Source organism: Jiangella rhizosphaerae (assembly GCF_003579925.1).
GTDB classification, from domain to species: domain Bacteria; phylum Actinomycetota; class Actinomycetes; order Jiangellales; family Jiangellaceae; genus Jiangella; species Jiangella rhizosphaerae.
In genome coordinates, this window is sequence record NZ_QUAL01000014.1 from 1 (window position 1) to 11,962 (window position 11,962).

An 11,962-nucleotide genomic window follows, 5' to 3' on the forward strand; every position below is an offset into this window, starting at 1 on the left:
CGCCCCTACACCGACCTCGCCGACCTCGTCCGCCGCGCCGACGTCCCCCACCCCGCCCTCGACGCCCTCGCCACCGCCGGCGCGTTCGCCTGCTTCGGCCTGGACCGCCGCGCCGCGCTCTGGAAGGCCGGCGCCGTCGCCCACATCCGCGCCGACCAACTCCCCGGCACCACCCCCAGCGACATCACCCCACCCCCGCTACCGGCCATGACCGCGGTCGAGCAGACCTTCGCCGACCTCTGGGCCACCGGCGTCTCCCCCGACAGCCACCCCGTCCAGCACATCCGCGACCACCTCACCGCCGCCGGCGCCACCCCCGCCGGCGACCTGCCCACGCTGCGCGCCGGGCAACGCGTCCGCGTCGCCGGGCTCGTCACCCACCGCCAACGCCCACCCACCGCCGGCGGCGTCGTGTTCCTCAACCTCGAAGACGAGACCGGCATGATCAACGTCATCTGCCCCGCCACAATCTGGGAGAGACAACGCCGCATCGCCCTGAGCTCCAACGCCCTGNCAATCTGGGAGAGACAACGCCGCATCGCCCTGAGCTCCAACGCCCTGCTCATCGACGGCACCCTCGAACGCTCCGACGGCGCCACCAACCTCCTCGCCGGCCGCCTCACCCCACTCCACCTCACCACCACCGGACGCAGCCGAAACTTCCGATAGACGGTGAGAACCGAACGAGCCCCAAGCACCGAGTACGTCCCGCTCGCAATCTCACCTCCGGCGCCAGGCTGTGAGCCGACGTTGGTCGTGCCGGTGGGAAGGTCGCTGGCGTTCGCGATGGAGCCGACATCGTGCCGACCGCCACGCGCGCGGCCGTGGCCCCCTCACCGTGCCGACGAACCCAGCCGGGTGGTGCCAGCCAGGCCGGGCGCACCGGTCTTGTCGCCGTCGACCCCCGGTGCCGATGACGACGAGCCGCAGGCCGCTGATGGGTGAAGGATCCGGGTAGCCAGGACGACGCGGATCCCTCACCCATCCAGGCCGCGACGGCATCACCTGCCGGGCCGCAGCGTCGGCAATATCAGCGTCGGCTCACACCAGGCCGCCGACTCACCCCGGAGGGGTGAAGCCGCCCCGACACTCTGGTTGGCGGAGACCGATCGTGACAGCATCGAGACAGCCGTGGAGCGTGTCCTGCGATGGCCATCCGCCGGGCCGGGTCGCCGGCGATCTCCCCGGCAAGGGGGTGCATCGTGGTCGAGAACACGACGTCGTCGGGGCGACCATCGAAGGCGTTGCGCCGGGTCCTGGTCCCGCTCGCGCTGGCGCAGTTCATCTGCAGCTTCGCCGGCTCGAACATGAACGTGATGATCAACGACATCAGCCGCGACCTCGACACGACGGTGCAGGGCGTGCAAGTGGCCATCACGATCTTCCTCCTGGTGATGGCGGCACTGATGATCCCTGGCGGCAAGCTGACCGACAGGTACGGCCGGAAACGGTGCTTCATGGCCGGCTTGATCATCTATGGCGTCGGCGCCCTGCTGAGCGCGGCGGCACCCGGACTCGGGGTGCTGATCCTCGGCAACTCGATCCTCGAGGGCATCGGCACGGCGCTGCTGATCCCGCCGGTCTACATACTGGCGACGTTGCTGTTCACGGGGGTGACCTCGCGAGCGCGAGCGTTCGGCGTCATCAGCGCACTCGGCGGCATCGGCGGCGCCGCCGGCCCTCTGATCGGCGGCTTGATCACGTCGGCCATCAGCTGGCGGGCGGCGTTCGTGTTCCAGACGCTGGTGATCGTGGCGATCATCTGGATGAGCCGCGACCTGCGCGACCCGCTGCCGCCGGAGCCGAACCGCCCCTTCGACATCCGCGGCGCGGCGCTCTCGGCGACCGGCCTGATCCTTCTGGTCACCGGCATCCTGGCCGCCGACGACAACACGTGGCTGATGCTGGTGCTGCTGGTGGTCGGCGCGCTCGTCCTCGCGGGGTTCCTGCTGTCCATCCGGGCCAAGGAACGGGCCGGCGAGGAGGCTCTGCTGTCGACGGCGGTGTTCCGTAACCGGACGGCGAACCTCGGACTGGTGACGCAGAACGCTCAGTGGCTGCTGCTCATGGGGTCCTCGTTCGTCGTGGCGACGTTCCTGCAGGTGATACGGGGCTACAACGCCATCGAGACCGGCCTGATCTTCACCGCCGCCACCGCCGGGCTGTTGATGTCGTCGCTGGCGGCCGAGCGTCTGGCCAGGCGCCGCGCCCAGCGGACGCTCATCGTGGCCGGGTTCGCCATCACGATCGCAGGCATCGGCGTCCTGCTCCTCATGGTCGTCGGCTCGCCGTCGGTGTGGGCCTTCGCGCCCGGCCTGCTGCTCATCGGTCTCGGGCTCGGCGCGATGCTGACGCCGTCAGTCAACGTCGTGCAGTCCAGCTTCGGCGAGGATCTGCAGGGCGAGATCTCCGGACTGTCACGCAGCATCTCGAACCTCGGCTCGACCCTCGGGACGGCGATCGCCGGCACCGTGCTCGTGGCCGGGCTCACCGCCACGCCGGAGCGAGCCTACGGCCTGGCCATGTCCGTCCTCGCCGCAGCCGGGCTGATCGGCCTGCTGGCCGCCCTGCGCTTGCCGTCGCGGCGCCGGTCGAGTGGATGACAGACGTTCGAATCGCGAGAGTCGCCTCGGCGTGCTCGGGCGGCCCCGAGCGCACCGGCGTGTGGGTCACCCGGCCCGGGTGATCCACACGCCGTTCGCGGCCGGGACGCTCGGTGTGTGCAATCGACCGCCGGCCGGCTGGAGACGACGATGGCGACCTTCACCGTCTGGACGTTCGACGATCCGGCCGTTGCCGATCACTCGGTCGCGCTGCTGGAATCGATGAGAACGCGGGACGTCGGGCGCATCCACGACGCCGCCACGGTGTCCTGGCCGCACGATCGGGAGAAGCCGAGGACCCACCATCTGGCGAGCGTCGCGCACAGTGGCGCGCTGGGCGGCACCTTCTGGGGACTGCTCTTCGGCACGCTGTTCTTCGTCCCACTTCTCGGCGCCGCGCTGGGCCCGGCTGCCGACGCTCTCGGCCAGTCGCTCGCCGACGTCGGCATCGACGACGACTTCATCCGGCAGATCCGCGACCGTGTGACTCCGGGCACCTCGGCACTGTTCGCCCTGACCAGCGACGCGGCAAGCGGTGAGATCATCCAGGCGCTCGACGAGTCCGGGATCAACGCCGAACTCCTCGACGTCACCATCAGCGATGAGCAGGAGGAGCTGCTCAAGGAGGCCTTCGCCGAGGCGCGGCACGACTGATCCGCGCTGGCCGTGTACCGGTGGCATCACCCGCGGCGGGTGATGCCACGGCCGCCACCAGAGGATGATCGTTGCCGTGTGCGGCCGACCGAGGCCGGCACCCGCGCACGGCAGTTCGCGGGGCCGGTCACCGCGGAATGAACGGGGAGTGCCGACCATGACCGAGCAGCAAACGATGCGCACGCCCGAAGCCTCGGGCTGGGTCGCCGCAGGTGTGGTGTTCGCCGGCACCGTCATGATCATGATCGGTGTGTTCCAGGCTCTCCAAGGCCTGGTCGCCATCATGGACGACGAGTTCTTCGTCACCGTGGAGAACTACACGTTCGGCGTCGATCTCACGGCGTGGGGCTGGGTACACCTCATTCTGGGCGTGCTGGTCGCGCTCGCGGGCGGATACCTGTTCACAGGCAGCGCGGTGGCCGGTGGCGTGGCCGTGGTGCTCGCCGGCCTCAGTGCGATCGCGAACTTCCTGTTCATTCCGCACTACCCGTTCTGGTCGCTGCTCATCATCGCCATCGACGTCGTGGTGATCTGGGCGATCGTCAGGTCCGGCGTATTCCAGCGCTGACTTCTCTCGGCGCGGCCGGATCAGGGTCGGCTCGACAGCGCTTGCGCCTTCGCGCGCTGGAACTCGGTGTCGTCGATCACAGCTCTCCGGTCCCCCATCCAGCAGCGCTCAGCATGAGTCAGTCCTCCCTGACGCGATCGCCTGGTGAGTGGCGCTGACCGTCGCCTCGACGCGGGTGGGCGCGCACCACCCGCGGACGGGTGAGGCTCCACCCCCCACGGGTGGTGCCGCGCCACCCGATCGGGCAGCACGATCGGCACCTGAGCATGCAGACGACCAGCGAACCCTCGAGGCATCGGGAGCACCCATGAACCGCTATCCACCCATCGAAGAGCACGGGCTGATCGGCGACCTCCAGACCAGCGCGCTGGTGGCGCGCGACGGCACGATCGACTGGTTCTGCAGCCCCCGGTTCGACTCGCCCAGCGTCTTCGCCTCGCTGCTGGACGCCGAGAGGGGTGGCTACTTCCGGGTAGCGCCCGACCACGACGGCTGGCAGAGCAAGCAGCTCTATCTTCCCGGTACCGCGATTCTGATCACGCGGTTCCTCACGTCGGAGGGTGTGGGCGAGGTCATCGACTTCATGCCCGTGCTCCAGGGCTCCGCCACCAGTCGTCACCGCATCGTCCGAGTCGTCCGCGTCGTCCGAGGGCAGATACGGTTCGTCATCGACTGCCAGCCGCGCTTCGACTACGGCAGGGGGTCGCACAAGACCGAGATCACCGACTCAGGAGTGGTGTTCCACGGCGCAGACGGTCCCGACGTCGCCGTTCATGTCGTCCGTCGCGCGGATGGCGCCACCGCGGAGCCGGCACGGCTGTCAGGGAGTGGTGACGGGTTCCGCGCGGTCGTGACCGGCTCCGCCGGTGACGTCGGCGGAATCGTCCTGGAGACGGCACCGGAGGGCCCGCCGCGGGAACTCACGCGGGAGGAGATCCTCACGATATTCGAAGACACCCGAGACTTCTGGCGGCGATGGGTCGGCAGCTCGCGGTACCGGGGCCGTTGGCGCGAGCAGGTGGAGCGGTCCGCGATGACGTTGAAGCTGCTGACATACGCGCCAACCGGTGCGGTGGTGGCCGCACCGACGGCCGGCCTACCCGAGCAGGTGGGCGGAGAACGCAACTGGGACTACCGTTACACCTGGGTCCGCGACGGGTCGTTCTCCATCTATGCCCTGCTGGGTCTGGGATATGCCGCCGAGGCCGAGGCGTTCCTGCAATGGCTGGGTGACCGGGTCGGCGAAGCGGTCGACTCCGCCGGCGGTGATCACGCATCACCACTCAAGATCATGTACCGCGTGGACGGATCGTCCGACCTCGCGGAAGAGGTTCTCGGCCACCTCTCGGGATGGCGCGAATCCCGGCCGGTTCGCATCGGGAACGGCGCGTTCGACCAGCTGCAGCTCGACATCTACGGCGAGGCCCTCGATTCGGTCGAGCTCGGCGACGCGAACGGTCTGCCGCTGACGCATCGTGGCTGGGAGAGCATCACGCGCCTCGTCGACTGGCTATACGACCACTGGGACTCCCCCGACGACGGGATCTGGGAGACCCGCGGCGGCCGCCAGCACTTCACCTACGGGCGGGTGATGTCGTGGGTGGCCTTCGACCGGGCGATTCGGATGGCGACGCGACGCGCACGGCCGGCCGACCTGTCCCGCTGGGCCGCCGCCCGCGATGCGATCTACCGACAGGTCATGGACAGGGCCTGGGACGAGAACCGGCAGGCCTTCGTGCAGCATTACGACACGTCGGTGCTCGACGCGGCCAACCTCTACCTGCCGATGGTGGGATTCGTCTCGCCGCGCGACCCGATGTGGCGGTCGACCCTCCGAGCGATGGACGACGAGCTGGTGTCGGACAGTCTGGTCTACCGTTACGATCCGAGCGCGTCGCCCGACGGTCTGCGCGGCAGCGAGGGCACGTTCTCGATGTGCACCTTCTGGTACGTCGACGCACTCGCCAAGTCGGGACGGCTCGACGACGCCAGGCTGACCTTCGAGAAGATGCTGACGTACTCGAATCATCTCGGGTTGTACGGCGAGGAGATCGGCAGCACCGGCGAGCAGCTCGGCAACTTCCCCCAGGCATTCAGTCACCTGGCCCTCATCACGGCCGCCACTACGCTCGATCCCCTTGTCGCGGGGTGATCGCAGGTCCACATGCGCGTACTTCTGATCACCAGTCGAAACGACATCTCGATGGTGGCGGTCACGGGGTCACCGCGAACCACCCCGACGTGGGTGGTGGTGCCCCACCCGTGTCCTCGCCACATTCCCAGGGTGTGGATCGAGCGCGTCCGAACCGGCGGGCCGACCACGACGAGGCACGGCGATTCGTCTCGAGGAAGGAGACTCGCATGGCAACGCTGACAGTGTGGAAGTTCGATGACCCGGCCGGTGCCGACCGAGCGACCGATCTGCTCCGGTCCCTGCAGAAGCAGGAGCTCATTCAGGTCCACGACGCCGCGACGGTGTCGTGGGAGGAGGGAAGGAAGAAGCCCAAGACACGCCAGCTCAGTGGCGTCACCGGCGCGGCCGCGTTGGGTGGTGCCTTCTGGGGGTTCCTGTTCGGCCTGATCTTCTTCATTCCGCTCCTGGGCGCGGCGGTCGGGGCAGCCGCAGGGGCCGCAGGTGGTGCGTTGACCGACGTCGGCATCGACGACGACTTCATCCGGCAGGCTCGCGAGCAGGTGACGCCGGGGACGTCTGCGCTCTTCGCGCTCACCAGCGGCGCGGTGGAGGACAAGGTCAAGGATGCCTTCGCATCCTCCGGGCTGCGGCCGGACCTCATCGCGACCAACCTGTCCAACGAGCAGGAGCAGGCACTGCGTGAGGCGTTCGCCGAGTGAGCCAGTGGTTGCCGAGACCTCGGCCGGTCCGTTCGTCGGCGTCGCCGGGTCAGCTGCCGACGGTGATGTCCCGGCCATGGACGGTGAGCGCCCAGACGACGCTGACGGCGACAGCGATGATCGCCAGCGACCACAGTGGGTAGTACGGCAGCCACGCGAACGCCGCGAGCATGCTCAGTGCGGCCAGGATCACACCCACGGTGCGCGCCGCGACGGACCCGGTGAACAAGGCGGCGCCGGCGATCACCAGCACGATGCCGAGGATGAGGTGGATCCAGCCCCAGGTGTCCGCATCGAAATCGAAGACGTACTCCCTGACCTGCGTGAAGAAGTCGTCGTCGAAGATCGCGACCAGCCCGGCGATCGCGTGGAACACGCCGATCATGACCATCATGACGGCGGCGAAGACGGTCCAGCCGACGGCCCATGCACTCGGCTCGCGGTAGTCGGTCTGCGTCTCTCCCTGAGTGAAGGGATCGGTCATCTCGCACCTGCCTTCGGCGGCGATCGATGCCGGCATGCGGTTCGCGCCGGGCTGCTCCCGACGATCCCCTCCGGTGGCGAGGAGCGCATCACCCTTGGAGGGTGACCGCGTCGAGCGGGCCGATCGGGGGCGCTCAGCCGCGCAGAGCCGCCTGATCGCCGCGGCGAGGTGACGGAGAAGGCTGCTCGGCCTCGAGGACCTTCCGGGCACGGGCGTTGGCCTCGTGGACGGCGGCGGACACGGCCGGCCAGCGCAGGCCCATGTCCGCGATGGTCTCGAGGATGACGGCGGCGACGAGCGCCTGCGTCACGCTCTTCTGGTCGGCCGGCACGACGTACCAAGGCGCCCAGTCGGTCGAGGTCGCGGACAGCGCGGCCTCGTAGGCGGCCTGGTAGTCCTGCCACAGGGCCCGCTCGGCGACGTCGGCGGCGTTGAACTTCCACTCCTTGTTCGGGTTGTCGAGCCGGGCCATGAACCGCCGGTGCTGCTCGTCCTTCGAGACGTGCAGGAAGAACTTGACCACCTTCGTGCCGTTGCGGTCCAGGTGGTGCTCGAAGGCATTGATGTCCGTGTAGCGGTCGGCCCAGAATCCCGGACCGCGGTCGCCCGCGGGCAACTTCTGCGCCTCCAGCCACTCCGGGTGCACCCGCAGAGCGATGACCTCCTCGTAGTGCGACCGGTTGAAGATCCCGATGCGGCCGCGCTCGGGAACCGCCTTCGAGATGCGCCAGAGGAAGGTGTGGTCCAGTTCCTCCGCCGATGGCGTGCGAAAGCCCACCACGTCGACGCCCTGGGGGTTGACGCCGGACATGACGTGTTCGATCGCCGAGTCCTTGCCGGCGGCATCCATCGCCTGGAAGATCACCAGCAGGGCGTACCGGTCGCTGGCCCACAGCAGTTCCTGCGCGTCGGACAGCTGCGACACGCCCTCCTTCAGCAGCACGCGAGCTGCGGCGTCCAGCTGCGGCTCAGTCAGTCCGCCCAGCTCTCCGCCGTCCGACCAGCGCGTGTCGCGCTCGGCGAGCCCGGCCGGCGAACCGGGGCGCACCCGGAGAGCGTCGACGATCCGGCCGCGTCTGTTCATGGCCCTCACCCTTCCGCCGGTGCCGGCACCGGCGCCGTGCGCCGCCGGACGACCAGCTTCTCGGCCTCCGCGAGCACGAGGTAGCCCAGCGGAGCCAGCAGGCAGATCCCCCACTGCGTGGCCGTCAGCTCGACGGTGTCGAAGATGCGCTGCAGCGCGCCGATCGCGGTCACGATGAACGTGAGCGCGGCGGCCACGAGTACGAGCCGGATGAACCGCCCGTTGGCGAGCGTGTCCCGCGTGAAGATCGTCCGCAGCGGGTCGCGCCATTCCATCGCCGCGACGATGTGCAGCAGCGAGATCGCCGTCAGGCCCATCGTGGTCGCAACGGCGAGGTCGTACCGGTCCTCGCCGACGGCGACGACCACCAGCGTGCCGATCGCGATCAGCAGGCCGTCGACTGCGAGGCGGACGCCCATCGCCGGGCGGATCACCGGTTCCTCCGGGGGGCGAGGCCGCCGGTCCATGAGCCCCGGTGTGGGCTGGTCGAAGCCGAGCCCGACGGCCAGCAGCACGTCGATGGCGAAGTTGATCCACAGGATCTGCAGCGGCAGCAGCGGCGTGCCGTTCGCGATGGAGAAGATGCCGGCGCCGAGGAAGGTCAGGATGAACCCGGCCAGCATGATCATCTGGACGCGCACGTACTTCATCAGGTTGTCGTACAGGCCCCGCCCACCCTCGACGGCGGTGACGATCGTCGCGAAGTTGTCGTCGGTGAGGATCATCTCCGCAGCGTCCTTGGTCACCTCGGTGCCGGTGATCCCCATCGCGACGCCGATGTCGGCCCGGGTGAGCGCCGGGGCGTCGTTCACGCCGTCGCCGGTCATCGCCACCACGTTGCCCTGCTTCTTGAGGACTCCGACCAGCCGCACCTTGTCCTCGGGCGCGACCCGGGCGACGACGCCGATCCCGCCGACCTCGCGGTCGAGCTGGTCGTCGGGCAGCGCGGCGAACTCCGTCCCGGTCAGCGCCCGTCCCTCGATACCCAGCTGCCCGGCGATCGCCGCGGCAGTCGTGGCGTGGTCGCCGGTGATCATCCGGACCCGGATACCCGCGCGCCGGCACTCGGCGATCGCGTCCTTGGCCTCCTTGCGTGGCGGGTCGACGATGCCGACGAGCGCCAGGAGCTCCAGGTCGGTGACGACTGCCAGCAGGTCCGACGAGGGGTCGAAGTCGACCGGGTCGAAGTCGCGCCGCGCCACGGCCAGAACCCGCATGCCCTCGCCGGCGAGCCGGTCGTTCTCGGCCAGGACCTTCGCCTCGCCGCCGGCCATCGGCCGGGACGTGCCGTCGTCGGCGAGGTACCACGACGACCGGGCCAACAGCACGTCGGGAGCACCCTTGACCAGGCACCGGACGACCCGCCGGCCGTCCTCCCGCAGCTCGTGGAAGGTGGCCATGAGCTTGTACTCGGCGTCGAACGGCACCTCCGCCAGCCGCGGATACGTTCGCCTGGTCTCCTCGACGTCGAGGCCGCCCTTCTCGGCCAGCACGACCAGCGCGCCCTCAGTCGGGTCGCCGATGCACGCGCCGTCGCGGATGACCGCATCGTTGGCCAGCGCCATCGGCAGCAGGAACGGCTCGAGAGGGCTGTCGCCGGAGCCGGCCACCCGCATGATGCGGCCCTGCGTGGAATACCCCTCGCCGTCGACGTCGAACCGGCGGCCGGCCACGACCAGCGCTCGGGCGGTCATCTGGTTGAGGGTCAGCGTGCCGGTCTTGTCCGAGCAGATGGCCGACGTGGACCCCAGCGTCTCGACCGACCGGAGCCGCTTCACGATGGCGCCTTGGCTCGCCAGCCGCTGCGTGCCCATCGAGAGCAACATGGTCACGACGGCGGGCAGGCCGGTGGGGATCGCGGCGATCGCCAGGCTGATGCCGACCAGGAACAGCGAGTCGAAGTCCTCGCCGCGGGCCAGGCCGAGCAGGACGATCGCGATCAGCGCACCGGCCGCCATGACCGTGATGAGCACGGTGAGCTGGTCCAGCTGCTTGGTGAGCGGCGTCTTCTCCTGCTCGACGGCGCTGAGCATGCCGGAGATGTGGCCGACCTCGGTGCCCATGCCGGTCGCGGTGACGACCATCTCGCCACGACCGCGGGTCACCTGCGAATTCATGTACGCCATGTCGATGCGGTCGCCGAGCGGCACGTCGACGCCGTCGACGGGGTCGACGGTCTTGGAGACGGGGGTACTCTCGCCGGTCAGACCGGCTTCCTCGATCTCCAGTGTCGCCGCTGTCAGCAGGCGGCCGTCGGCCGGCACCTTGTCGCCGGCCTCGAAGCTCACGACGTCACCTGGCACCAGTTCCTCGGCCGGCACCTCCGTCACTCGGCCGTCGCGGCGCACACTCGCCGTCATGATCAGCATCTTGCTCAGCGCGGCGACGCTCTCCGCGGCCTTGCCTTCCTGATGCAGCCCCATGACCGCGTTGATCACGGTCAGGGCCAGCACCACCAAGCCGGTCGAGACGTCCTGCAGCGCGACGATGCTGACCACGGCCGCACCGACCAGGACCAGCTGCATGAGGTCGCGGTACTGGCGCAGGAACGCCTTCCAGCCCGGTTCCTTCGCCGCCTGGGCCAGCCGGTTGGGTCCGTACGTCTCACGGCGCTCGGCGACCTCCGCCGCCGTCAGACCCGCCGCTGGATCGACGCCGAGCCGCCGGCAGGAGTCGATCGCGGAGAGCCGGTACCACTCGGTCCGGTCCTCGGCCGGGGTGGTCGCGACGGTCGCTGTCATCGAGCTCTCCTCACCCTCGCGTGCGGCTCCGTCCGGACGCGAGGGCCGCACTCTCGTGGCGACGATGCCCGGTGACGGGGTAGGCCGGACCCACCCCACGCGGGGTGAGCGGGACCGCCCGGAGGGTCGCCGCCAGGCCGAACAGGGGCTACCGTGAAGGTGTCCACATCCCTGGGGGAGGATGTGAATCATGGCCGACGACGACGCCAGCGCCACCCGGCTCCGACCGCAACGCCGTGCGTCGTCGCTGTTCAAATCGAAGCTGCGCGCACCGGCCCGGCCCGATCATTACGTCCGCCGCATCCGCCTGATCGCGCTCCTGGACGACGCGGTCACGGCGCCGCTCACGGTGGTGGTCGCACCGGCCGGCGCCGGGAAGACGTCGCTGCTGGCCGCTTGGGCCGCCGAGACGACCACCCCGACGGCATGGCTCTCCCTCGACGAGAGCGATCGCGACGGCGCACAGCTGTGGGCCGGCCTCACGGCCGCGCTCGAGACGATGCGGCCTGGCTGCGGCGATCGATCGGCCCCGCTGTTCAGGCGGCCCGGCACACTCGCGGACGGCGTCCGCGTGCTGCTGGACGACCTGGACGCCGGCGACGCCGGTGCCGCCGGCGAACGAGACGACCCGCCGGTCGTGCTCGTCGTCGACGACCTCCACCTCGTGCAGGACGACGGCCCGATCGCTGAGACGCTCGCGCAGTTCCTGCAGCACCTGCCGTCGTGGCTCCACGTGGTCCTCATCTCCCGCCGCGACCCGCCGCTGCCGATGGACCGGCTGCGGGCCCGCGGCCAACTGCGCGAGGTGCGCTTCGCCGAGCTCAGGTTCGTCGCCGACGAGGCCGAGCGGATGTTGTCGACGCTGGTGCCGACGATGCCCGGCGACCAGGTGGCGGCCACGTCGCGGCGGGCGCGCGGGTGGGCGGCCGGCCTGCGCCTGGGCGCCCTCGCCGTACGGGCCGCGCAGGCCCGGCC

The 11,962-nt window shown here is 69.8% G+C and carries 9 protein-coding genes and 1 pseudogene; 7 read left to right on the forward strand and 3 right to left on the reverse strand.

Going from position 1 to position 11,962, the window contains the following annotated elements; all coding sequences use genetic code 11:
- The 6 genes from DY240_RS33645 to DY240_RS01365 all read left to right on the forward strand — a co-directional run.
- Nucleotides 1–513: helix-hairpin-helix domain-containing protein (locus DY240_RS33645; RefSeq protein WP_456077696.1), on the forward strand; the 513-nt coding region annotated here is incomplete at both ends.
- Nucleotides 514–1,202: 689 nt separating this feature from the next.
- Nucleotides 1,203–2,603, forward strand: coding sequence for an MFS transporter (locus DY240_RS01345; protein ID WP_199700572.1), 1,401 nt, complete (start codon nt 1,203–1,205; stop codon nt 2,601–2,603).
- A 117-nt stretch (nt 2,604–2,720) separates the two neighbouring features.
- Entirely contained in the window at nt 2,721–3,257 is a 537-nt protein-coding gene (locus DY240_RS01350) for a DUF1269 domain-containing protein (RefSeq protein WP_199700573.1), read from the forward strand.
- Nucleotides 3,258–3,414: 157 nt separating this feature from the next.
- Nucleotides 3,415–3,825, forward strand: coding sequence for a DUF7144 family membrane protein (locus DY240_RS01355; RefSeq protein ID WP_199700574.1), 411 nt, complete (start codon nt 3,415–3,417; stop codon nt 3,823–3,825).
- A gap of 307 nt (nt 3,826–4,132) precedes the next feature.
- Nucleotides 4,133–5,977 (forward strand): glycoside hydrolase family 15 protein, encoded by a 1,845-nt coding sequence (locus DY240_RS01360; protein ID WP_119658181.1) that lies wholly within the window; start codon nt 4,133–4,135, stop codon nt 5,975–5,977.
- Between the two features lie 209 nt (nt 5,978–6,186).
- Nucleotides 6,187–6,678 carry a DUF1269 domain-containing protein gene (locus tag DY240_RS01365; protein ID WP_119658182.1) on the forward strand — a complete coding sequence of 164 codons (492 nt, stop codon included), beginning with the start codon at nt 6,187–6,189 and terminating at the stop codon, nt 6,676–6,678.
- 49 nt (nt 6,679–6,727) lie between these two features.
- On the opposite strand, the gene DY240_RS01370 is transcribed toward DY240_RS01365, so the two are convergent.
- The 3 genes from DY240_RS01370 to DY240_RS01380 all read right to left on the reverse strand — a co-directional run bounded on the left by DY240_RS01370 (nt 6,728) and on the right by DY240_RS01380 (nt 10,987).
- Nucleotides 6,728–7,162 (reverse strand): DUF7144 family membrane protein, encoded by a 435-nt coding sequence (locus tag DY240_RS01370; protein WP_119658183.1) that lies wholly within the window; start codon nt 7,160–7,162, stop codon nt 6,728–6,730.
- 133 nt (nt 7,163–7,295) lie between these two features.
- The gene (locus DY240_RS01375) at nt 7,296–8,246 is read right to left on the reverse strand and encodes a PPK2 family polyphosphate kinase (RefSeq protein ID WP_119658184.1); all 951 of its coding nucleotides are present in this window, start codon (nt 8,244–8,246) and stop codon (nt 7,296–7,298) included.
- A gap of 5 nt (nt 8,247–8,251) precedes the next feature.
- Complete coding sequence (locus tag DY240_RS01380; protein WP_119658185.1) at nt 8,252–10,987, reverse strand: cation-translocating P-type ATPase; 2,736 nt, start codon at nt 10,985–10,987, stop codon at nt 8,252–8,254.
- Between the two features lie 190 nt (nt 10,988–11,177).
- Here DY240_RS01380 and DY240_RS01385 point away from each other — a divergent pair.
- A pseudogene (locus DY240_RS01385) lies at nt 11,178–11,962 on the forward strand (LuxR C-terminal-related transcriptional regulator); the annotation flags it as partial.